This is a genomic window from Prauserella shujinwangii (assembly GCF_003001955.1).
GTDB lineage: Bacteria > Actinomycetota > Actinomycetes > Mycobacteriales > Pseudonocardiaceae > Qaidamihabitans > Qaidamihabitans shujinwangii.
Genome location: NZ_PVNH01000009.1, coordinates 22122 through 44750, shown reverse-complemented (window position 1 = coordinate 44750; position 22629 = coordinate 22122). Strand labels below are relative to the sequence as shown.

At 71.1% G+C, this 22629-nt stretch carries 21 protein-coding genes and 2 tRNA genes; 16 read left to right on the top strand and 7 right to left on the bottom strand.

Annotation, left to right across the window (positions count from 1 at the left end; translation table 11 throughout):
• Nucleotides 1-51: 51 nt before the first annotated feature.
• The gene (locus B0I33_RS21230; protein ID WP_219927236.1) at nt 52-999 is read left to right on the top strand and encodes an esterase/lipase family protein; all 948 of its coding nucleotides are present in this window, start codon (nt 52-54) and stop codon (nt 997-999) included.
• A 348-nt stretch (nt 1000-1347) separates the two neighbouring features.
• Nucleotides 1348-1716: a hypothetical protein gene (locus B0I33_RS21225; protein WP_106180603.1), complete on the top strand. Its 369-nt coding sequence runs from the start codon at nt 1348-1350 to the stop codon at nt 1714-1716.
• 70 nt (nt 1717-1786) lie between these two features.
• Here the strand turns inward: B0I33_RS21225 and B0I33_RS21220 are convergent, their stop codons facing one another.
• The gene (locus B0I33_RS21220; protein WP_106180602.1) at nt 1787-2416 is read right to left on the bottom strand and encodes a MerR family transcriptional regulator; all 630 of its coding nucleotides are present in this window, start codon (nt 2414-2416) and stop codon (nt 1787-1789) included.
• A gap of 89 nt (nt 2417-2505) precedes the next feature.
• Between B0I33_RS21220 and B0I33_RS21215 the strand changes: the two genes are divergently transcribed.
• The 3 genes from B0I33_RS21215 (at nt 2506) to B0I33_RS21205 (ending at nt 5805) form a co-directional block, all read left to right on the top strand.
• Nucleotides 2506-3486 carry a hypothetical protein gene (locus B0I33_RS21215; protein WP_245900900.1) on the top strand — a complete coding sequence of 327 codons (981 nt, stop codon included), beginning with the start codon at nt 2506-2508 and terminating at the stop codon, nt 3484-3486.
• Nucleotides 3483-3944: an ABA4-like family protein gene (locus tag B0I33_RS21210; RefSeq protein WP_106180601.1), complete on the top strand. Its 462-nt coding sequence runs from the start codon at nt 3483-3485 to the stop codon at nt 3942-3944. The genes B0I33_RS21215 and B0I33_RS21210 overlap by 4 nt, the downstream gene beginning before the upstream one ends.
• A gap of 286 nt (nt 3945-4230) precedes the next feature.
• Nucleotides 4231-5805 carry a hypothetical protein gene (locus B0I33_RS21205; protein ID WP_106180600.1) on the top strand — a complete coding sequence of 525 codons (1575 nt, stop codon included), beginning with the start codon at nt 4231-4233 and terminating at the stop codon, nt 5803-5805.
• Nucleotides 5806-6815: 1010 nt separating this feature from the next.
• Here B0I33_RS21205 and B0I33_RS21195 read toward each other — a convergent pair.
• The 4 genes from B0I33_RS21195 to B0I33_RS21180 form a co-directional block, all read right to left on the bottom strand.
• Nucleotides 6816-6888: transfer RNA gene (locus tag B0I33_RS21195), tRNA-Arg, on the bottom strand.
• Nucleotides 6889-6942: 54 nt separating this feature from the next.
• A tRNA-Ser gene (locus B0I33_RS21190) sits at nt 6943-7032 on the bottom strand.
• 121 nt (nt 7033-7153) lie between these two features.
• The gene (locus B0I33_RS21185; protein WP_106180598.1) at nt 7154-9127 is read right to left on the bottom strand and encodes an acetoacetate--CoA ligase; all 1974 of its coding nucleotides are present in this window, start codon (nt 9125-9127) and stop codon (nt 7154-7156) included.
• A gap of 49 nt (nt 9128-9176) precedes the next feature.
• Nucleotides 9177-9827 (bottom strand): dienelactone hydrolase family protein, encoded by a 651-nt coding sequence (locus B0I33_RS21180; RefSeq protein ID WP_106180597.1) that lies wholly within the window; start codon nt 9825-9827, stop codon nt 9177-9179.
• Between the two features lie 107 nt (nt 9828-9934).
• Between B0I33_RS21180 and hisC the strand changes: the two genes are divergently transcribed.
• Nucleotides 9935-10999, top strand: coding sequence for a histidinol-phosphate transaminase (hisC, locus tag B0I33_RS21175; protein ID WP_106180596.1), 1065 nt, complete (start codon nt 9935-9937; stop codon nt 10997-10999).
• 56 nt (nt 11000-11055) lie between these two features.
• Here hisC and B0I33_RS21170 read toward each other — a convergent pair whose 3' ends face one another.
• Nucleotides 11056-11838 carry a sulfite exporter TauE/SafE family protein gene (locus B0I33_RS21170; RefSeq protein ID WP_106180595.1) on the bottom strand — a complete coding sequence of 261 codons (783 nt, stop codon included), beginning with the start codon at nt 11836-11838 and terminating at the stop codon, nt 11056-11058.
• Between the two features lie 176 nt (nt 11839-12014).
• On the opposite strand from B0I33_RS21170, the gene B0I33_RS21165 reads away from it, so the two are divergent.
• The 9 genes from B0I33_RS21165 to B0I33_RS21125 all read left to right on the top strand — a co-directional run bounded on the left by B0I33_RS21165 (nt 12015) and on the right by B0I33_RS21125 (nt 20353).
• Entirely contained in the window at nt 12015-13112 is a 1098-nt protein-coding gene (locus tag B0I33_RS21165) for an Rv2629 family ribosome hibernation factor (RefSeq protein ID WP_106180594.1), read from the top strand.
• A gap of 69 nt (nt 13113-13181) precedes the next feature.
• Nucleotides 13182-13613, top strand: a complete 432-nt coding sequence (locus tag B0I33_RS21160; RefSeq protein ID WP_106180593.1) for an ATP-binding protein — start codon at nt 13182-13184, stop codon at nt 13611-13613.
• Nucleotides 13610-14413: a SigB/SigF/SigG family RNA polymerase sigma factor gene (locus B0I33_RS21155; RefSeq protein ID WP_106180592.1), complete on the top strand. Its 804-nt coding sequence runs from the start codon at nt 13610-13612 to the stop codon at nt 14411-14413. The genes B0I33_RS21160 and B0I33_RS21155 overlap by 4 nt, the downstream gene beginning before the upstream one ends.
• Before the next feature lie 42 nt (nt 14414-14455).
• Nucleotides 14456-14899, top strand: coding sequence for a DNA polymerase ligase N-terminal domain-containing protein (locus B0I33_RS21150; protein WP_106180591.1), 444 nt, complete (start codon nt 14456-14458; stop codon nt 14897-14899).
• A 14-nt stretch (nt 14900-14913) separates the two neighbouring features.
• Nucleotides 14914-15843 carry a non-homologous end-joining DNA ligase gene (gene ligD / locus B0I33_RS21145; protein WP_106180834.1) on the top strand — a complete coding sequence of 310 codons (930 nt, stop codon included), beginning with the start codon at nt 14914-14916 and terminating at the stop codon, nt 15841-15843.
• On the top strand, nt 15840-16715 hold the full coding sequence (gene ligD / locus B0I33_RS21140) for a non-homologous end-joining DNA ligase (protein WP_342750080.1): 876 nt from the start codon (nt 15840-15842) through the stop codon (nt 16713-16715). The genes ligD (B0I33_RS21145) and ligD (B0I33_RS21140) overlap by 4 nt, the downstream gene beginning before the upstream one ends.
• Nucleotides 16716-16725: 10 nt before the next feature.
• Nucleotides 16726-17739: a non-homologous end joining protein Ku gene (gene ku / locus B0I33_RS21135; protein ID WP_106180590.1), complete on the top strand. Its 1014-nt coding sequence runs from the start codon at nt 16726-16728 to the stop codon at nt 17737-17739.
• A gap of 45 nt (nt 17740-17784) precedes the next feature.
• Entirely contained in the window at nt 17785-19278 is a 1494-nt protein-coding gene (locus B0I33_RS21130; protein WP_245900897.1) for an adenylate/guanylate cyclase domain-containing protein, read from the top strand.
• Between the two features lie 70 nt (nt 19279-19348).
• Complete coding sequence (locus B0I33_RS21125) at nt 19349-20353, top strand: sigma-70 family RNA polymerase sigma factor (RefSeq protein ID WP_219927235.1); 1005 nt, start codon at nt 19349-19351, stop codon at nt 20351-20353.
• Here B0I33_RS21125 and B0I33_RS21120 read toward each other — a convergent pair.
• On the bottom strand, nt 20340-21347 hold the full coding sequence (locus B0I33_RS21120; RefSeq protein ID WP_106180588.1) for a beta-ketoacyl-ACP synthase III: 1008 nt from the start codon (nt 21345-21347) through the stop codon (nt 20340-20342). The two genes, B0I33_RS21125 and B0I33_RS21120, sit on opposite strands and share 14 nt — an antisense overlap.
• A gap of 177 nt (nt 21348-21524) precedes the next feature.
• On the opposite strand from B0I33_RS21120, the gene B0I33_RS21115 reads away from it, so the two are divergent.
• Nucleotides 21525-22625, top strand: coding sequence for a winged helix DNA-binding domain-containing protein (locus B0I33_RS21115; RefSeq protein ID WP_106180587.1), 1101 nt, complete (start codon nt 21525-21527; stop codon nt 22623-22625).
• Nucleotides 22626-22629: the final 4 nt, after the last annotated feature.

Here is a 22629-nt window from a genome sequence, read left to right as displayed (position 1 = left end):
TACGAGTAGGGTATGCGCTCGACTCTGGTCGCCGTGGATGAGGGAAGCGCGATGAAACGTGTCGTGCGGCGGTGGTTCGTCGCCGGTCTGGCCCTGATGTTCGCCCTGGTGCCGACGGTCGCGACCGCGGAGAAGCCGGTGCCGGTGGTGTACTCCGGGGTGGCCGCGCTGGCGAACGGCGCGCTCCGGCCGGACACCGAGCCCGCGGGCGCGAACGACTGGACCTGCCGCCCCTCCCCCGCGCACCCCGATCCGGTGGTGCTCGTGCACGGCACCATCGAGAACAAGACCTACAACTGGTACACGCTGGCGCCGCTGCTGAAGAACGAGGGCTACTGCGTCTTCGCGCTCAACTACGGCAGGGTCGGCGGCCCGCACGTCGGGCTGCCCGGTTCGGCGCACACCTACGGCGCGGGGCCGGTCGCCGAGAGCGCGGTGGAGCTCGGCGCGTTCGTCGACCGGGTACTCGCGGCCACGGGCGCGTCCGAAGTGGACATCGTCGGGCACTCGCAGGGCGGGATGATGCCCCGGTACTATCTCCGGTTCCTCGGCGGGGCGGCGAAGGTCGACACGCTCGTGGGGCTGGCCCCCTCCAACCACGGGACCACGGTCAACGGGCTCGCGAAGCTCCCCGGCGTGCCCTACCTGCTGACGACGGGGCTGGGACCCGCGGTCGAGGACCAGATCGCCGGCTCGGAGTTCCTGACCAAGCTCAACCGAGGTGGCGACACGGTGCCCGGCGTGCGCTACACCGTGATCCAGACCAGGTACGACGAGGTGGTCACGCCGTACACGTCGGCGTTCCTGGAGGGACCGAACGTCACCAACATCCTGCTGCAGGACCGGTGCCCGGCCAACGCCAGCGACCATCTGGGGATCTCGTTCGACGCGGCCGCCCTGCGCCACGTGCGCAACGCACTCGACCCCGCACACGCCGAACCGCCGCGGTGCGCGCTCACCCTGCCCGTCAACGGCGGAGGCGCGGCGCTCGGAAAATGAGCGCACCGGTCTCATACATTGACCGAAGAATCGGGACGGCAATTCCGGCGGCCGAAATTCGGTGTGCCGCATTCCCGGGACGGCACACACCCCCGCCCGGCGGTCCTCTTCGGAGCTTTCGAAACCGCTGTCCCACAGGGAGATTCACGGTGGAAGCGCGCCATCATCCAACCGGGTGCAAGTACCGCATTCGGGCACAGTAGACGTTTGTCGCGATGGCGCCGGGGTAGCTGACCGGCGGGGCCGGAGCGGCCCCTTCCGGAAATAACAGGACCCGGCCTCCCACAGCCTGGACAGCGCGGAGACCAGGTCCTGCCCCTCTGTCACCAGAGAGAAAGGAAGTATCGCATGCGAACCATCCGGCGCTCCATCGTGGCGTCCGTGCTCGCGCTCCCGTTGTCCTTCGGGGCGATGGGCATCGCGTCGGCGACCGAGCAGGTGAACACCGGCTCCGGTGCCCAGGTTCAGGGTGTCGGCGGCGGCCAGCAGGGTGCCGTGAACTACCACGGGCAGTACGCCGTGGCCGGACCCGAGGGCGTGGCGCAGTACTACGTCAACAGCGGCACGACCGGGTTCGGCGGCGGCGCCTACTACGGCGCCGGCTTCAGCGCGGCGGGCCCCGAGGGTGCCGCCACCGGCAACATCAACGCCTCCACCGGTGGCCAGCAGATGACCGGGCAGCAGTCCGGTGGCCTGCTGAGCGGGCTCGGGCTCTGACGTAGCCACTCCCGGCGGCGCGGGACACGACTCTCCCGACCCGGCGTGTCCCGCGCCGCCCCTCCCACACTCATGCGTCGCCGAACCGCTCCCGGGAAGCCTGCTTGTGCGCGAGACGGCGCAGCGCGACGAGCAGCGCGTCGCCGAACACGGTGCCGACGACGGCGCCCTCGACGATGGACTCGGTGGAGCCGAGCCGGGCGACCGCGCCGAGGTCGGCCTCCGCCACGCGCTCGGCGGCGTCGACGTAGCGGTCGAGCGAGTCGAGCATCCACTCGTGCCCGACGGCGCGGACGGTGCAGAGCACGTCGACGATCGCCTCGACCGCGGGCGACTCCGGACTGAGCTGCCAGCCGCGCTCGGCGGTCACCGCCTCGAGGTGTTCCAGCGCCCATTTCCGGTCCTCATCGCTCACGTCGCGCCGCGCGAGCGGCAACCCGTGCTGGGCGACGCCGAGGATGTCGTGGGTCGAGGTCGCGGGCTCGTCGATGGCGGCGAGAACGTCGCGCACATCGGCGATGGAGAGCCCACCGACCTCGAGCAGCGCGCGGACGAGCCGGAGGCGGCGGACGTGCGTCGCGTCGTAGCGCGCCTGGTTCGGGCTGGTGCGCTCGCCGGGCGGCAGCAGCCCTTCGCGCTGGTAGTACTTGATCGTCGCGACCGCGACGCCGGATTCCCGGCTCAGCTCGGCCATCCGCATGCGTTCGGCCCTTTCCTGTGGACGTTCTCAGTATGGATAGTGTAGCTTCCTGTTTCGGATAGTGGAGCTATCCAATCTGGGAGGCGATCATGACAACCCTGCTCGGCCGGGTCTCCACCTGGCACCGCCCGATGATGTGGACCTCCGTGGTCATGGCCGGGATGGCCGTGGTGTCACTCGGGGGTCTGGCACTCGACGACCGGGTCCTGCTCGGCGCGCCGATCTGGCTGAAGCCGTTCAAGTTCGCGGTCTCCATCGCCGCCTACAGCGTGACGTGGGCGTGGCTGCTCACCCTGCTCCAGCGGGGCAGGCGGCTCGCACACCGCGTCTCCACCGGCATCGTCGTGATCATGGCCGTGGAGTACGGGATCATCGTGACGCAGGTGGTGCGCGGGCGCGCGAGCCACTTCAACGCCGCGACACCCCTCGACTCCGCCCTGTTCTCGATCATGGGTGTCTCGATCGCCGCACTGTGGACGGCGACGCTCGTGCTGACCGTGCTGTTGTTGCGCACGCGGATCGCCGACCCGGCGGCACGGTGGGCGATCCGGCTCGGCGCGCTGGTGTCCCTGGTCGGCATCGGGCTCGGCGCGCTGATGGTGGGCCCCACCGACGAGCAGGCGCGGTCCCTGCGCGACGGCACGTTCGAGGGCGTCATCGGGGCGCACAGCGTGGGCGTGGCCGACGGCGGTCCGGGCATGCCGATCACCGGGTGGAGCACGACCGGCGGCGACCTGCGCATCCCGCACTTCGTCGGCATGCACGCCCTGCAGGCGCTGCCGCTGCTCGCGCTGCTGCTCGGCATCCTGGCCCGGCGGTTCCCCCGGCTGCGCCCCGACGCCGTGCGGGCCCGGCTGGTCCTGGTGGCCGGGTTCGGCTACGCGGGCCTCGTCGGCCTGGTGACCTGGCAGGCCCTGCGCGGCCAGCCGCTCGTCAGCCCCGACGCGTGGACGCTGCTCGCGCTGGCGGCACTCCTGGTCGCGGTGGCCATCGGTACGTACCTGTCCTTCACCCACGTTCCCCGGGCGCACGCCGCCACGCGGGAGATCGAGAAAGCGGGCATCTCGTGAACACCACCACCCTGTTCCAGATCACGTTCTACCTGGCCGTGCCGTTCTGGGCGCTGATGATCCTCGCCCCCGGCTGGTCGTGGACCCGGCGGATCATGGGCTCGCCGTGGAGCGCCGTCGCGCCGCTGGCGATCTACACGGTCTTCGCGATCGGCGAGTTCGGCACGCTGTGGTCGGTGGTGAGCGATCCGGACCTCGGCACGCTCAGCGCGTTCCTCGGCACCCCCGAGGGCGCGGCGGCGATCTGGGCCCACCTCATCGCGTTCGACCTGTTCGTCGGCAGGTGGATGTACCACGACGCGCGGGACCGCGGCGTGCACCACGCGTTCCTGGCCCCGCTGCTCGTGCTGACGATCCTGCTGTCCCCGTTCGGCCTGCTGGCCTACCTGCTGGTCCGCTCGGTAGGCGCCCGATCCGGACGACACTCCGCGACCACCCATGCTCAGCACGTCGTCTGACACCACAGTAATCTGCGCTGGCAGGCGGCGCGGGAGGCGCCGTCGAGGAGGTCAACGACGGCCTTATTGGGGGGAACGTGATTTCGCCGAACTCGCCGCAGGGGCCAGGCGGTTGGACCGGTGGTCACTGGCAGGGCCCGCCTCAGCCGCCCGGACAGTGGCGCCGGGGCAGTGGCCGCCGGGGCAGTGGCCGCCGGGGCAGTGGCCACCGCCTCAGCAGCCGCCTCGCCCACCTCGCAATTCGCGAAAGTACCTGCTCGCGCTGGTCCCCTTCCTGGTCGCTGTGGTGGCCGCCGCGGTGCTTGTTCCGGTGGTGCTGACCGGCGGAGACGGCGACGGCAGCGCGGGCGAGGCGGCACCGGACGGCGGCGTCTCGGCCGCGGTGCCGACCGAGACCCGGTCGGCCCGGCCACCGGACCGCGACATGCAGGCGATCACCGTCGCTCTCCGCCAGTTGGACCCGTGCAAGTTGCTGGATGTCCAGGGCGCCAGGTCACGGGGCGCGCCGAACGCCGCGACCATCGCCACCGGCCCACATGCCTGCATGATGGTCGTCCACCCCGACTACTCACCCGCCGACGAGAACGTTTCCGTCCGGGTCGGCGCGCTGTCCGACCACTTCTCGCGCTACTCGATGGCTCCCATCGAGCTCAACGGAGCCAGGGCATACCTGTATCAGCAGGGCGGCTCCGCCCGTGGGCATTGCCGGGTGGACATCCCGGTCAGTTTCACCAGGGCGATCGTGTTCGAGCACGAGACGTATGACAAGCGAGACGTCTGCCCGGCTCTCCGGCGTTACGCCGGGGCAGCGGTGGCGAAGCTCGGCAGTCCGGACAGCCTGACGATCGACCGCGATACACGGCCGTTCTCCCAGTGGGACGGCTGCTCCTTCCTGAGCCAGGTCCTCGGCCAGGAGGCCGACATGTACACCTTCCAGCCACATCATGCGGACGGTGTGGCCGACCCGTTCAGTGGCTGCGCCACCACGGACAAGTCCGGGAAAGCCGAGGCGACGACACCCGAACTCGACGTCCGGTACAAGGAGGCACCCGAACCCTCGGGCCAGGCCGCGCAGATCGCGGGCAAGACCGTGTACCTGGAACAGTTGGGCCCACTCTGCGAAGCCACCTGGAACAACGGCCCATCCGGAGTCCGCAACAAGTGGTTCGCAACCACCCTGTTCACCATCACCACCGGTGACTGCGACGTGGCGGCACGACTGGCGGAACAGGCGATCTCCCTTGCCGGCGGGAAGCCGAGCCATGCGGATGCGCAGCCCCAACGCCCCCTTCTCTACGGCCCCGACGAGAACGACACCGGATCGTTGGGCGCCTGCGTCGACTTCCGTGTCACCGGAGGCAACGCGGACTGTGAGCCTTACCAGGAGGTCCCGGTGCCCGAAGCGCCCGACCAGATCCTGAAGGCCGCCGGGGTAAACCGCCACGTGCAGTGCGCCGTGTTCAAGGAAGCGGTACAGGGGGTGTTCGGCACGGCCTTCAAGCCCGTCACGTGGGGCGAGCACTGCTACTTCGTCGAGCCCGAACACGTCCTCACGATCCAGGTCAACGTCGACCCGAGGAACGTGCCGAACGACTACGGAAACAGGCCCGATCTCTACCTGGATCGGCAGGTCACCGACATCGCAGGCAAGCCCGCTGTGACCTACTGGACCAAACGGAGGGAGCACTTCGACATCTATCTCTCACCGAGCGGTGACCTCTCTCAGCGCGGGAACCTGCACATCGGGATCGAGACGAAGCGAGGTCGCGGAAGAGAAGCCGACCTACCCGAGGTGACACCGGAACAGGCTCAGCAAGCGTCCGAGGTGATGGCACACGTGGTCCAGAAGCACTTCAGCTGACTCGGCATGGACGAGAAACCTAGGGATGCCGGAACCCCGCGGTCGGTCAGCGGCTGAGTCGGTGCCACGGACGAAGCCCGACAGCTCGGGACTCCGTTACGCGCGGCCTGGCACACGACAGCCGACGGCAACGGAGTACTCGATTGGTCCACGTTCGGGAGCCACCTCACGCGGTAGGAACCCGCCAGCTGGACACCCTGCGAAGTTGACCCACTTCGCGTAGTGACTATCTGGCGGACGGTACCGCAGGCTTGAGGCATGGCCCGGCCGAGAAGGATGAGCAACAGCCATCCTTGTGGTGCTCCGACCGAGGAGGGACCTCCTTGTCGCAACCCCGTATCGAATGATCGATGGCGCCGCCACTGTCACATGCACTGGTGCTTCGGTTCGCACGGGCCGATCCGCAAGACCCTCAGGCGGAGGGCAGAAGGCACCGCGATTGAGGGAACCAGCGCCCGGCAGCCGTCCGAACTGCCGCCGACCGACCGATGGGTGGCCGAGGTCGACCGGCGAGGCCGTGCCCTGGCGGGGACGTCAGCGTGGACGCAGTTCACGAGCAGCGCAAACCAGTCCGGCTGCCGCTTCCTCGCCGATCTCGCGAACGAACTGGCCAGCGTTCGGAAGCTGACGAACCAGGTCGTACGCCAAGCCGTCGCCCACCTCCTCGGCGACCGCCAACCCGGCACACGGTTCATCGCCATCGAGTGCGCTGAGCGCATCGTCGCGTCTCCAATGAGCGGCACCCGAGAACTGGTGGATGCCCTTCGCGTACTCGGAATCTTCGCCTGCGTCGTGAACGGCCGACCGATCAGCAGATGCCCGTGTTTCCAAGCTTGGTGGGCGGGGGAGGGACGGCCCCTCACGACGAAGGCGTTGACAACCGCGCTACCCGAGACCGCATGATCCGCCTACCTCTCCGCTACCTGCGCAACACCGCACCCGATCAACCCCACAAAGCAGGGAACCCGCTGTCACCAGCGGGTTCCCTGTACTGCTGTCTCAACCAGACGCGCGCCCGAAGGGATTCGAACCCCTAACCTTCTGATCCGTAGTCAGATGCTCTATCCGTTGAGCTACGGGCGCAGTGTTCAGTTGTTCCGACCGAGGTCGGTAGGGGCCCGGCGGACCGGGCTCCGGCGGAGGCTCCGGGATTTGAACCCGGGAGGGGGGGTTACCCCCAACCGCATTAGCAGTGCGGCGCCATAGACCAGACTAGGCGAAGCCTCCCAGGTCGCGACCACTGCGAACATAGAGTACACACCCCCTCGGCCGCCGGGCAAAGCACCCCCCATCGCCCGGCTGACCTGCGCCGACGGCCCGAAGAGCCGCCGGCGCGGGCCCGCGGGACCTACTCCGCCGTGGCGTAGCGCACGAACGGCGCCAGGGAGTCCGGATTCGCCAGCGCGTCACGGCTGACGGCGCGTTCCGGGTCGACCCCACGGAGGATCTTCTTCACCGGCACCTCGCACTTCTTCCCGTTGAGCGTCCTCGGCACCTCGTCGACCACGATGAACCGGTCCGGGACGTGGCGCGGCGACAGGGCGCCCCGCAGCTCCTTCCGCAGCGTCGGCTCCAGGTCCTCCAGGGTGACCCCTTCGGCCAGCACCAGGAAGCACAGCAGCTCACCCTCGTCCCGTGAGGACGTGTCGATGACCAGCGAGTCCAGGATCTCGTCGTGCGCCTCGACGACCCGGTAGAACTCGGCCGTGCCCATGCGGACGCCACCGCGGTTGAGCGTCGAGTCGCTTCGGCCGTAGATGATCGCCGAGCCCCGATCGGTGATCTTGATCCAGTCGCCGTGCCGCCATTTGCCGGGGAACTCCTCGAAGTAGGCCTCGCGCAAACGCTTGCCCTCCGGGTCGTTCCAGAAGAACACGGGCATCGACGGCATCGGCTTGGTGATCATCAGCTCGCCGACCTCGTCGATCACCGGCCTGCCCGACTCGTCGTAGGCCTCCACCGCCGCGCCGAGGCACCGGCAGGACAGCTCGCCCAGCCACACCGGCACGTCCGGCGCCGAGCCGACGAACGCGGTGCACAAATCGGTCCCGCCGGACACGGAACAGATCTGCACGTGCCGCCCCACCTCGTCGGCGATCCAGCGGAAGCCCTCCTCCGACAGCGGCGCGCCGGTGGACCCCACCGCCCGCATCGCCGACAGGTCGTACTCGGCCGCGGGACGCAGGTGCGCCTTCAGGCAGCTCTGCACGAACGGCGCCGACGTCCCGAAGAACGTCACCCGGTGCTTCTCGGCCAGCCGCCACAACGTGCTCAGGTCCGGATGCCCCGGGCTGCCGTCGTACAGCACGATCGTGGAGCCCACCAGCAGCCCGGAGATGAGGAAGTTCCACATCATCCAGCCGGTCGTGGTGAACCAGAAGAACCGGTCCTCCGGGCCGAGATCGCTCTGCAGCGCCAGCTGCTTGAGGTGCTCGACCGTGATCCCGCCGTGCCCCTGCACGATGCCCTTCGGCAGGCCGGTGGTCCCCGACGAGTACAGCACCCACAGCGGGTGGTCGAACTCGACCGGGTCGAACTCCAGCGGCGCGCCCGCGTGCCCGGCGAGCAGCTCGTCCCAGTCACGCGTGCCGGGCAGGCTGCCGCCGCCGACGTAGTCGACGAGCACGGTCGCCGCGAGCCCGGGCAGCTTGCCACGCAGCTCCTCCACCGTGGGCCGGGTGTCGAACGACCGCCCGTTGTACCGGTAACCGTTGACCGCGACCAGCACCTTCGGCTCGATCTGGGTGAACCGGTCGGCGACGGCCCGCACACCGAAGTCCGGTGAGCACGACGACCAGGTCGCGCCCAGACTCGCCGCCGCGAGAAACGCCACCAGCGTCTGCGGCGAGTTCGGCGCCAGCGCCACCACCCGGTCGCCCTTGCCGACGCCGAGCTCCTTCAGCGCCGCCCTGGCCGCGGCCACCTTGGCCCGCAACTCCCCGTACGTCAGCCGCTCGGCCAGCCCGTCCTCCCGCTCGAAGAGCACGGCGACGTCGTCGTCCTCCTTGGCCGCGCCGGCGACACCGCCGCGCAGCGCATGCTCCGCGTAGTTCAGCGTCCCGCCCGCGAACCACCGCGCACCCGGCATCTCCGTCCCCGACAGCACCTCGGCGGGCCGCTCGTGCCACCGCACGCCGAGGTAGTCGGCGACCGCCGACCAGAACTCCGGCAACGAACCGGTGGAGAACTCCCACAGCTGGTGGTAGTCGCGGACGTCCGTGCCCCGCTCGTCACGCAACCACTGGCGGAAACCTTCGATCTTCGTGCGAGCGACCCCTTCCGGATCCGGCCGCCACAGCACCTCGGGAGCGTCAGCAGTCATGCGCCGAGCCTAGGCGAGCGCCGCGGCACCGCCTATGTGTGTGAGCCACTCAACGCAGGTACGCGTCGAACCAGTCGAGCGTGCGCTGCCAGGCCTCCTCCGCCGCGTCCGGGTCGGCGTCGAACCGGTGGTTGGCGCCCGGATACCGCACCACATTGGTCGGCACCGGTGCCGCCGCGGCGACCTCCCGCAGCCGCTCGACCTCCGCCTCGCCCACCTCGCCGCCGTCGTCCCCGTAGATCCCCAGCCAGGGGCTCGTGAGCCTGCCCGCGATGTCGACCAGCGCGGGCAGCTCCTCGGACACGGGCGTGCTGATGCCCTGCCCGCCCACGCTGACGGCGGCCCCGAGCTTCCGGCTCGACGCCACCACGAGCGCCGCCGTGCCCCCGAGGTCGAAGCCCACCACACCCAGCAGGTCAGCCTGGACCCCGCGGTCGACGAGCCAGGCGAGGGTGATGTCGGTGGCCGCGAGGACGTCCTCCCCGGTCAGCCGCCCGCGCAGCTCGTAGATGTGCGGGGCGACGGCGAGCCAGCCCTCACCGGCGAGACTGGAGACGAGCAGCCGCACGCCATCGGTGACACCCTCGGCTTCGTGCAGCACCACGAGACCACCGCGCACGGACCCCTCCGGCTCGGCGAACGTCATCCGCAGAGCCCGGCCGTCGGCACGCTGGTAGTGCTCGGTGTACGTCGTCGTCATGTACCTACTCAACCACCGGACACCGACGCCGAGTCAACGTGACCTCGGAGATATCGCGCGAGATAGGTTGACCGGCAGAAGTTCTTCCGACCCGAGGAGCGCCGTCCATGTCCTCATCCGTCCCCACGAGGGCCGATGTCATGTCGCTGCCGTCCTACGTGCCCGGTCGCTCGGTGCCCGGCGCCATCAAGCTGGCGAGCAACGAGGTCCCCGAGGGCCCGCTGCCCAGCGTCGCGGAGGCGATCGCGCGCGCCGCCGGCGACGTGAACCGCTACCCGGACATGGGCGCGTGGGCACTGGTGGACCGGCTGGCGAGCGACCTCGGTGTCCCGGCCGACCAGGTCGCGGTCGGCTGCGGCTCCGTCTCGCTCTGCCAGCAGTTCGTGCAGGCGGTGTGCGAGCCGGGGCAGGAGGCGCTCTTCGCCTGGCGCTCGTTCGAGGCGTACCCGATCATCACGCGCGTCGCCAATGCCACGCCGGTCACGGTGCCGCTCGACGCCGGCCACCGGCACGACCTCGACGCGATGCTCGCCGCGATCACCCCCGCCACCCGGCTGGTGTTCGTGTGCAACCCGAACAACCCGACCGGCACCGCGGTGCGCCGCGACCAGCTCACCCGGTTCCTCGACGCCGTCCCGGACGACGTGCTGGTGGTGCTGGACGAGGCCTACCGCGAGTTCGTCACCGACCCGGACGTCCCCGACGGGCTCGGCTTCGTCCGCTCCCACCCCAATGTCGCCGTCCTGCGCACGTTCTCCAAGGCGTACGGCCTCGCCGGGCTGCGGGTGGGCTACGCGGTGGGTCCGGAGGAGGTCATCAAGGCCGTGCGCAAGGTGTACGTGGCGTTCAGCGTCAACTCGCTGGCGCAGACCGCCGCGCTGGCCTCGCTGGACGCCGCCGACGAGCTGCTCGCCCGCTGCTCCGACATCGTCCGCGAGCGCGGGCGGGTGCGGGACGCCCTCGTGGCGGCCGGCTACCCGGTGCCGGAGACGGAGGCGAACTTCGTCTGGCTGCCGCTGGGCGAGCGCACCACCGAGTTCGCCGAGCACGCCCTCCAGCACAAGGTCGTGGTCCGGCCGTTCGCGGGTGAGGGCGCGCGCGTCACCATCGGGACGCCCGAGCAGAACGACACCTTCCTGGAGGCGGCGCGGACGTTCCCGGCTCGTGAGTGAAGAACGTGGTTCTTACCACGGAAAACACTCACGAGTGGTGACCAGGCACGCGGGTGTCACAGCTGGCGCAGGATGAGCTGGACGACGGCGGCGACGCCGATCACGACGATCACCATCCGCAGCACGAACGGGCTCATCCTGCGCCCGAGGCGCGCGCCGAGCAGCCCGCCCACCACCGACCCGGCGGCCAGCAGCCCCACCACGGGCCAGCTGATCGGGGCGATGAACGCGTAGATCGTGCCCGCCACGATGTTGACCACGGCGGCGAGCACGTTCTTGATGCCGTTGAGCCGCTGGATCGGCTCGGCCAGCAGCATGCCCATGATCGCCATGAGCATGACCCCCTGCGCCGCGGTGAAGTACCCGCCGTACACGCCGACGAGGAAGATGAGCAGGAACAGCAGCGGGCCGGGCCTGCCGACGTTCCGCTTGCCCCGCTCCCGCTTGAGCTCCCTGCGGCTGAGCACCCAGGTCGAGACCTTCGGCTGCACGATGACCAGCACGACGGCGAGGCCGACGAGCGCGGGCACGACGGTCTCGAACGCGTCGGGCGGCAGCGAAAGCAGCAGCGCGGTGCCGCCGATCGCCCCGCACAGCGAGGCGGCGCCGAACACGAGCAGCCTGCGGCCCTGCCCGCGCAGCTCGTGCCGGTAGCCGATGGCCCCGCTCACGGTGCCGGGGGCGAGCCCGATGGCGTTGGACGTGGTGGCGGTGAGCGGCGGGTAGCCGAGCGCCACGAGCGCCGGGAACGTCACGAGCGTTCCCGAGCCCACGACCGTGTTGATCATGCCAGCCCAGACACCGGCGAGGGCGATCAGGACGGCGTGCCACCAGACCATCTGGGCTACCCGGGAACTCGTCGTGCGGTCACGAACCGGACCCTAAGCAACGCGGACGGACAACCTCGCGCCGAGGTACGTATACAGTGTTCAGTATCACGGGACGGCGCGATCCGACGTTTCTCCGCCCCTCGCTCCGGGTAGCCCACGGCTGCACACGTACGAGGGAGGATTGAGTGGACACTGCGAGGTTGCGCGAGCTGGTCACGACCGACGGCCCGTTCGCCTCGGTGTACTTCGAGGACTCGCACGACACCCAGGACGCCGCCAAGCAGCTCGACCTGCGGTGGCGGGAGCTCCGGGAGGACCTCGCCGGCCAGGGGACCGACGAGCGCACGCTGAACGCCCTCGAGACCGCCATCCGGGACGGCGAGCCGCCCGTCGGCCGCAGTGGCCGGGCGCTGGTGGCCGCGGGCGACCGCGTGCTGGTGGACCAGGAGCTGGACGAGCCACCCGCCACGCCGGTGTCCCGCCGCTCCGACCTCCCCTATGTCCTGCCGCTCGCCGAGCACGGGGAACTGCCGCCCGCGCACGTGGTGGCCGTGGTGGACCACACCGGCGCCGACATCACCACGGTCGACCAGCAGGGCCAGGTCGTGGACGAGCACACCACCCAGGGCAGCGAGCACCCCGTGCACAAGGTGCGTGGCGGCGGCTTCGCCCACCGCGACATGCAGGCCCACACCGAGGAGACCGTGCGGCACAACATCGACCTGGTCGCCGAGGACGTGGCCAAGGCCGCGCGCGCCACCGGGGCGACGCTCGTCGTCGTCGCGGGCGAGCTGCAGGCCCGCAAGGCGCTCCAGGAGGCCCTGCCGGAGCAGGTGCGCCAGCACGTGCGTGAGGTCGGTAGCGGTGGCAGGCACACCGGCGCGGGGAACGACCAGCTGCGCGAGCAGGTCGCCGAGCTGCTGGCTGAGGACAAGCACCGGCGGCGCGCCGAGGAGATCGAGCGCTTCCGCGACGCGCTCGGCCAGCGCACCGGCCTGGCCGTGCAGGGACTCGAGGCCACCACCACGGCACTGCGCGAGGGCAACGTGGAGACGCTGCTCGTCGGCAGGCCCGGCGAAGCCGAGGTCGTCACCGGCCCCGAACCCACCCAGGTGGGCGTGAGCGAGGACGAGCTGAAGGCGTTCGGGGTGCCGTACCCGGGTCGCCGCCGGGCCGACGAGGCACTGCCGGTGGCGGCGATCGCGACCCGCGCCCGGATCGTCCACGTGGGTGACGAGCTGGATCTCACCGAGGGTTTCGGCGCCATTCTGCGGCACGACTGAGAGCGAGAGAGCAGAAGTGTCTACTGTAGGCGGGCAACCTTGAACGGCCGTCGACAACCCGAGGTGAAAGTGACCGAGACCGACCCGCCGTCACACGACGTCGGCGCGCAGGACGACATCGAACTCCGGTTGGGCGCGAACCTGGTGCACCTGCCGATCATCCGTTCGGTCGCCGCGAGCATCGCCATCAGAGCCGACCTGGACCTCGACGCGATCGCCGACCTCCGCCTCGCCGTCGACGAGGCGTGCTCGACGCTCATCACCCGTGCCGTCGCGGACAGCACCATGGTCTGCCGGTTCACCATCAGCGACCAGGAACTGCGCTTCACCGGCACGGTGTCGTCCGACGGCGACGACGTGCCGAGCACCGCCTCGTTCGGCTGGCGCGTGCTGACGACACTCGCCGACTCGGCCGACTCCTGGGTGGAGCCGAGCCGCGTGAACGGGCACGGCAACTGGGTACACATAGAGCTGACGAAGCGGAAGCCGACTCTTACGTGACCGAATCGACGACTCACGGATCGCGCACTCCCTCGGATGACTACGGGCACCTCGTACCGCTCTTCGAGGAGTACGCGTCACTCGCCGAGGACGATCCGCGCCGAGCCGAGGTGCGGGAGGAACTCGTCACCGGTCACCTCCCGCTCGCCGAGCACATCGCGCAGCGGTTCTCGGGCCGAGGGGTCGCGAAGGAGGACCTGGTCCAGGTGGCCAGGGTCGGCCTGATCAACGCCGTCGACCGGTACGACCCCTCCCGCGGCTCGGACTTCCTGTCCTTCGCCGTGCCCACGGTGATGGGCGAGGTGAGACGGCACTTCCGGGACACCGGCTGGGTGATCCGGGTACCGCGCAGGCTGAAGGAGCTGCACCTCTCGATCAACAACGCGAGCACCCAGCTCTCCCAGCGGCTGGGCCGCGCGCCGACACCCAGCGAGATCGCCACGCACCTGGGGCTCAGTCCTGAGGAGGTCTACGAGGGCCTCGAGGCGGGCAACGCGTACCACTCGATGTCCCTCGACGAGGTGCTCTCCGGCGACACCGAGAACCTCGCCCTCGGCGACACGCTCGGCGAGGAGGACGCGGCGCTGGAGGGCGTGGAGAACCACGAGACCCTGCAGCCGCTCGTGAAGGACCTGCCGGAACGGGAGCGCCGGATCCTGGCGTTGCGCTTCGTGCACAACATGACGCAGACCCAGATCGCGGAACGCATCGGCATCTCGCAGATGCACGTCTCGCGGCTGCTCGCCCGCACCCTCGACACGCTGCGGGAAGGCCTCGTCGAGGGCGCCAAGGACGACTGATACGCGCGTTTCGCCCGCGTTCGCGCTGGGTACACGGCCGCCATGACGAAGGCGGACGCGCCGGGTGCGCGAGGCGAGCGCCGCCGCTTCGTCGTGCACCAGCACGCCACCGGTTTCCAGCTGGAGCTCCGGCTGGAGATCGGCGGCACGCTGGTCTCGTGGTCCATTCCGGACGCGCCGTCCGCCGACCCCGGCGAGAAGCTGCTCGCGATCCGCTCCGCTGACCAGCCGCTCGACCTCGCCGCCGACGCGCGGGGCCGGTTCGACACGGGCACCTTCGTGCACCGTTCGCCGTCCACTCCGGAACAGGGTCTCGCCGACGGCACGCTGCGGATCTGGCTCGACGGCGAGCGGCTGCGCGGTGCCTACACGCTGACGCGGACCAGGGCCGGCGAGTCGCAGGAGCAGTGGCTGCTCGTCAGCCGGAGCGGTGAGGGCGCCGACGACCAGCGCACCGCGGCCCTCTCGGGCGGGGATTCCGGGTGAGGTGGCGGGAGCCGATGCTGGCGACCCTCACGGACCGGTACTTCTCCGACGAGAACTGGCTGTTCGAGCGCAAGCTCGACGGCGTGCGCTGCGTCTGCGAGCGCGGCCGGGGACAGCGGCCCCGGCTGTGGTCGCGCAACCACAACCCGATGGACCGCACCTACCCGGAGATCGTCGACGCGCTCGCCGCGCAGGGTGGGGACGACTTCGTCGCCGACGGCGAGATCGTCGCCTTCGACGGGTCGCAGACGAGCTTCGCCCGGCTGCAGCCCCGGATCCAGCTGAGCGACCCGGCGCGGGCGCGCGCCACCGGCGTGCGGGTCTACTACTACCTGTTCGACCTGCTCTCCTTCGGTGGGACGGAGGCGACCAGCCTGCCGCTGCGGCAGCGCAAGGACCTGCTCCGCCGTGCGTTCGACTTCGCGGATCCGCTGCGGCTGTCCACCCATCGCAACGCCGAGGGCGAGCGCTTCCTGGAGCACGCGTGCGAACGCGGCTGGGAGGGCCTGATCGCCAAGCGCGCCGACGCGCCCTACACCAGTGGGCGGTCCCGCGACTGGCTGAAGTTCAAGTGCGTGCGGGAGCAGGAGTTCGTGGTAGCGGGCTTCACCGACCCCCCGGGTTCACGGGCCGGGTTCCGGGCGCTGCTGCTCGGCTACCACGACGATCACGATGACGGCCGCCTGCGGTACGCGGGCAAGGTCGGCGCCGGGTACGACCAGACGACCCTGCGCGTCCTGCGGGAGCGGCTGGACCGGCTCGAACGGCGGACGTCGCCGTTCCGGGAACGGGTGCGCGAACCCGGCACCCACTGGGTGGAACCCGAACTGGTCGTCCAGGTGCGGTTCTCCGAGTGGACGGGGGACGGGAAGCTGCGTCACCCTCGGTTCCGGGGCCTGCGCGACGACAAGCCGGCGGCCGACGTGGTCCGGGAGGGCGCATGATCGAGGTGTCGAACCCCGGGAAGGTGTTCTACCCCGGCGCGGGCGTGACCAAGGGCGACGTCGTGGCCTACCACCGGGCCGTGGCCGAGGTGCTGCTGCCGCACCTGCGGGGCAGGCCGCTCACGCTGCGCCGTTACCCCGACGGCATCGACGGCGAGGGCTGGTTCCAGAAGGAGGCATCGGCGCACTTCCCGGACTGGCTGCGCATCGCCGAGGTGCCGCGGCGCGGTGAGCCCGGGGAGACCGTGCGGCACGTCGTCTGCGACGACGCCGACACGCTCACCTACCTCGCCGACCAGGCGACGATCGAGTTCCACGTGTGGCTGTCCACCGCTGACCGGCTGGACTGCCCCGACCTGCTCGTCCTCGACCTCGACCCGCCGGAGCGCGGGAGCGGACTCACCGACCTGCGGCGAGCCGCGCGGAGCGCGCGGGACCTGCTGGGCGAGCTGGGCCTCACCCCGTTCGTGCAGACCACCGGTGGGCGCGGCTACCACGTGGTCGCGCCGCTGGACGCCGGGACCGGCTTCGACGGCGTCCGGGAACTGGCGCGGGGCGCCGCCGACCGGCTCGCCCGGAGCGACCCCGACCGGCTCACCACCGCACATCGCAAGGACCGCCGGGGCGACCGGATCTTCCTGGACACCAACCGCAACGCCTACGGGCAGACCTTCGTCGCGCCGTACTCGCTGCGGGCCCGCCCCGGCGCGCCCGTGGCCACCCCCGTCGACTGGGCGGAGCTGAGCCGGGTCGAGCCCGCCGGGTTCGATCTCAGGAAGGTGCTGCGGCGGCTGACCCGCAAGGCCGACCCGTGGCGGGACATCCACGCCCACGCCGCGTCGGCGGCCAGGGCACTGGAGAAGCTGGGTTAGGAAGCAGGCAATGGCACGAGCGATCTGGAGCGGCGCCCTCAACTTCGGCCTGGTGACGGTGCCCGTCGAGCTGTACAGCGCCACCGAGGACCACACGATCCACTTCCGGCAGTTCCAGCGCGGTACGTCCGACCGCATCCGGTACCGGCGGGTCAACGAGCGCACCGGCGAGGAGGTCCCCTACGACCAGATCGTGAAGGGCTACGAGCTGGCGGACGGCGAGTTCGTGATCATCGAGCCGGAAGAGCTCGAACAGATCGCGCCGGGCCGCTCCCGCACGATCGACATCGACCAGTTCGTCGACCTCGACGAGATCGACCCGATCTACTTCCAGAAGACGTACTGGCTCGCACCGGCCAAGGAGGAGTTCGCCAGGGCGTACGGCCTGCTCATCGAGGCCATGGAGCGGACGAACCGGGCCGGTATCGCGCGGTTCGTCATGCGCAACAAGGAGTACCTGGCCGCGGTGCGCGCGGGCAGCGGCGGGGTGCTGGTGCTGGAGACGCTGCACTTCCCCGAGGACGTCCGGGACCCGGCGAAGGAGGTGCGGAAACTGCCCGCGGAGCGGAAGGCGCGCGGCAAGGAGGTCGACATGGCCGTGAGCCTGATCGACTCCATGACCGACGAGTGGCAGCCCGACCAGTACCACGACACCTACAACGAGCGGGTGCTGCAGCTCATCGAGGACAAGCGCGCCGGGCGCACGGTCACCCCGGAGGAGGGCCCACCGCAGGCCACGGAGGTGGTGGACCTCTTCGACGCGCTGTCGCGCAGCGTGGAGGACCGCAAGCGCAGGCGTGGTGCGGGCAAGCAGGAGAAGCGGCGGCAGGAGCAGAAGGACGAGGCGCCGAAGCGGCGCCGCCGGGCGGAGCCGGAGCCGCCGGACCTGTCCGCGATGAGCAAGGCCGACCTGGACAAGCTGGCCCGTGAGCTGGAGGTCAAGGGCCGCTCGAAGATGTCCCGGGCGCAGCTGGAGCAGGCCGTCCGGGACGCGTGGGAGCCGGAACGCCGCCGCGCGTCGTGAGTGCCGTGGCCCCCGGCGAGCCGCCGTCGGCCATACGATCACGAGGTGCACCGACCCGGCCTCTCGACGCGGTTCCGCACGGTGCTGCGCACCAGCGCGGGCTTCGCCGCGCTCGGCTTCGGCTCCAGTTTCTGCGGCGCGGGCATGGTGTTCCTGCTGCTCACCCTGCAGGGTCTCCCGGCCGACGTGGGCGGACGCGGCTGGATTCTCGCGGTGTGCGCCGCCGGCTACGTGCTGCTCTCGCTGCTCGTCGGCACCGCGTGGGCGGGTCTGCTGCAGCGCCGCACGGTCGTGTGGTTCCTGTTCGGCCGTGCCCCCTCACCCGAGGAGGCGGCGAAGGCCCTGCGGCTGCCGGTCGACCTCGCGGTGGTCAGCGGCACCCTGTGGTTCGGCGGGACCGTGGTGCTGGGTGTCCTGGCGTGGGCGCTCGGCTCGGCCGCCGACGCGCTCGGGGTCTCGCTGACGATCTTGCTGGGTGGGCTGACCACGGTCGGCCTGACCTACCTCGCCGCCGAGTGGGTGGCGCGGCCGGTGATGGCGATGGCGCTGGACGTCGCGCCGCCGAGGGACCGGCTGCCCAGCACGGTGCTTTCCCGGCTGGTGCTCACCTGGTCGCTGGCCAGCGGGGTGCCGCTGCTCGGCGTCTTGCTGGTGGTGTTGCCGCCGGACCTCGGCGACGCCGACCCCACGTACGCGCTGCTGTCGCTGGCGATCCTCGGCCTCGTCGTGGGCGCGCTCGGCACGGCGTTGCTGGCCAGGGCCGTCGCCGCTCCGCTGCACCACCTCCGGCTGGCCCTCGACCAGATCGCCCGCGGCCGGACCGACGTCACGGTCGGCGTCGACGACGCGAGTGAGATCGGCAGGCTGCAGGCCTCGGTCAACGACCTGGCGGCGGGCCTGCGCGAGCAGGAGCGACTGCGTGACCTGTTCGGCAGGCACGTCGGCGCCGACGTGGCGCGGCACGCGCTGGAGTACGGCGCCTCGCTCTCGGGCGACGTGCGTGAGGTGACCGCGCTGTTCGTCGACGTCGTGGACTCGACGGCCCTCGCGGCGCGGCTGCCGCCGGAGGAGCTCGTCCGCAAGCTGAACCGCCTGTTCGCGAGCGTGGTGGACGCGGTGGAGACGCATGGCGGCCTGGTGAACAAGTTCCAGGGCGATGCCGCGCTGTGCGTGTTCGGCGCGCCCACGCGGCACGCGGACGCGGCCACCTCCGCGCTGCTGGTCGCGCGGGCCATCCGCGACGAGGTGGCCGCGGGCGGGGACCTCGACCTGGGTATCGGGGTGGCCCGGGGTCCGGCGTTCGCCGGGCAGCTGGGCACGAGCACGCGGTTCGAGTACACGGTGATCGGCGACGCGGTGAACGAGGCGGCGCGGCTCACCGAGCACGCGAAGCAGGTGCCGGGACGGATCCTCGCCAGCGAGGCGGTGGTCGAGGCCTGCGCCGCCGCGGAACGCGACCGCTGGAACCGGGAGGCGACCCTGCACCTGCGTGGCCGCGCCGAGCCGACGGTCGCGTGGGCCGACTGCCCCGGGCAGTGAATGGCACATCGCCTGCGTTGAGCGCGGGAGATGTGCCATTCACTGCCCTCCGGTGCGGCAGAATCGGGTCGTGAGTGAACGGGCGGAGCTGGACCGGGCCCGCGCGGGGGACGGCGCGGCGTTCGACCGGCTCGTGCGGCCGCTGCGCGGGGAGCTGCACGCCCACTGCTACCGCATGCTCGGCTCGACCCACGACGCGGACGACGCCCTGCAGGACGCCCTGCTGCGGGCGTGGCGCGCGCTCGCCCGGTTCGAGGGCCGGAGCTCGCTGCGGTCGTGGCTGTACACGGTCGCCACCCGCACGTGCCTGGACACGGTGGCCGCACGAGGCAGGCGCGCGCTGCCCGTGGACCTCGGCCCGGCCAGCGACCGCACCGTGCTCGGCGACGCACCGCTGACCGACGTCTCCTGGCTCGGCCCGTACCCGGACGCCGACCTCGCCCAGGGCAGGGCGGCGCCGGACGCCCGCTACGAGCAGCGGGAGGCCGTCGAGCTGGCTTTCGTCGCCGCGTTGCAGCACCTGCCCGGCAACCAGCGCGCGGCGCTGCTGCTGTTCGAGGTACTGGGGTTCTCCGTGGCCGAGATCGCCACCGTGATGGACACCTCGACGGCCTCGGTGAACAGCGCGCTGCAGCGAGCCCGCCGGATCGTCGCCGAGCGGATCCCGGACGCCGGCGGGCAGCGCGCACCGGACACGCGGCTGCGGGAGATCGTCGCCGACTACGCCGCCGCGCTCGAGCGGGGCGACGCGGAGGCCCTGGTCGCACTGCTCACCGAGGACGTCACCTGGTCGATGCCGCCGCTGCCGCACTGGTACCGCGGGATCGACGCGGTCACCGACTTCGCGGTGCGCGTGCCGCTGACCAGCTGTGGTGCCTGGCGGCACCTGCCGACGTCGGCGAACGGGCAACCCGCCGTCGCCGGGTACCTGCGCCGGGACGGCGCGGGAGCCTACCTGCCCTGGTCGATCGACGTGCTGACCGTGCGCGGCGACCGGATCGCCGAGGTCACCTCGTTCATCGGCGCCGAGCACTTCGCGCCGTTCGGCCTGCCGGCCGCGCTCAGCCCGGAGTGACATCCGGCCAGCGCAGCACGGTCGAGCCCCAGGTGAGGCCCGCGCCGAAGGCGCTGATCAGCACGCGGTCGCCCACCCGCAGCGTGCCGTCGGCGGCCGCGTCGGCCAGCGCGAGCGGAATGGACGCGGCACTGGTGTTGCCGGTGTGCTCGATGTTCACGACAAGGCTGTCCACCGGCAGGCCCAGCTGCTTGGCCACGGTCTGCAGGATGCGGATGTTGGCCTGGTGCCCGACGAACCGGTCGACCTCACCGACGGTCCACCCGGCACGCTCCAGCGCCGCTCTGGACGACTCGGCCATGCGCGCGGTGGCGTGCCGGAACACGGCGGTGCCCTGCATCGACAGGTAGTACTCGCCGGGCTCGTCGGTGGTCCGCTTGCGCGAGCCACCGGCGGGCACCACGAGCAGGTCAGCCAGCTCACCGTCGCTGTGCAGGTCGAACGGGCCGAGTGCGCCCAGCTCGTCCGGCCGCCCCGCCCTGAGCACCACCGCGCCCGCACCGTCCCCGAAGATCGGCACCGTGCCCCGGTCGGCGGGGTCGATGAGCGTGGTGAACGCGTCGGCGCCCACGAGCAGCACGCGTTCGGCGGCTCCGGCCGCGAGCAGGCCCGCCGCCGTCGCCAGCGCGTAGACGAAGCCGCTGCAGACGGCGTTGACGTCGAACGCGGCCGCCCCGGAGAGGCCGAGCCTGCTCGCGACCTGCGGTGCGCTCGCCGGGCACACGTGGTCGGGGGTCGAGGTGGCCAGCACGACGGCGTCGGCGCGGTCGGACCCCGAGGAGCACAGCGCCCGCCGGCCCGCCTCGACCGCCATGTCCACAGTGGACATACCAGGGTCGACGACGTGCCGTTGAGCGATCCCGGTCCGCGTGCGGATCCACTCGTCCGACGTGTCCAGCCGCCGCGACAGTTCGTCGTTGTCCACCACGCGCGGGGGCAGCCAGCCGCCGAGTCCGGCGACGACCGCTGCCGCACGCGCATCGAGCGCGGCCACCTGAATTCCTCCTGCGGGCCAGCGAACGGGGAACGGGCGATCGGATGAAACCGGCCCACGCCCACTGTCTCGGCTACTAATCGGTAGACCTCGACCATGTGACCTAGGTCTCACTCGGCTAAGCCTTCCGCGCTAATCAGGTCAGAAACTGGCCGCTTGCGCCGATAGAACGCACCCATGGACGTCCTCGACCGCCGCGCGCTGAACCGGGCCCTGCTCGCCCGCCAGTCCCTGCTCGTCAGGGACACCCGGACTCCGCTGGAGATGGTCGAGCATCTCCTCGGCCTGCAGGCCCAGGCACCGTTCCCGCCCTACTTCGGCCTGTGGACACGCCTGCGCGAGTTCGCCCCCGACACCCTCGCCCGCCTGCTGGAGAACCGCGACGTGGTCCGCATCGTCACCCTGCGCGGCACCGTGCACCTGCACAGCGCGGCCGACGCCCTGGTCCTGCGCCCGTTCACGCAGCCGGTCATGGATCGCGACCTGCGGGGCCACACCATGCACACCCCGCGGCTGGCGGGGGTCGACCTGGACCGGCTCGCCGAACTGGCGCGAGCGGCGCTCGCCGAGCGACCACTGGCCAACTCCCAGCTCGCGGCGGCACTCGGCACACACTGGCCGGAGCACGGGTCGACAGCGCTCGCCTACGCCGCCCGCAACCTGCTGCCCCTGGTCCAGGTTCCGCCCCGCGCCGTGTGGGGCCGAAGCGGGCAACCGACATATGCGACCGCCGAGGACTGGCTGGGCAAGCCGCTGGAAAAGCCCGACGCCGAGCGGGTGATCCTGCGCTACCTCGCCGCGTTCGGCCCCGCCTCCGTGCGCGATGTGCAGACGTGGTGCGGGCTGACGCGCCTCGGTGAGGTCGTCGAGGGGCTGCGGCCCCGGTTGCGTACCTTCCGCACCCCGGAGGGCAGGGAACTGTTCGACCTGCCCGAGGCACCGAGACCGGCGGCCGACACCCCGGCACCCGTCCGGTTCCTGCCCGAGTTCGACAACCTGCTGCTCTCGCACGCCGACCGCACACGGGTCATCGGCGAGGACGACCGCAAGCGCATCCGGACGCCCAACGGCATCCAGCCCGCCGTGTTCCTCGTCGACGGCTTCGTCCACGGAGACTGGAAGATCCGGCGGGACAAGGAGTCCGCGGTGCTGGAGATCCGGCCGTTCCGCCGACTGTCCAGGAAGGACACCGCTGCGCTCACCACGGAGGGCAGGCGGCTGCTGCGATTCGCCGAGTCGGCCGACGGCGACGTGCGTTTCGTGTCCGAGTTCTCCTGAGGCC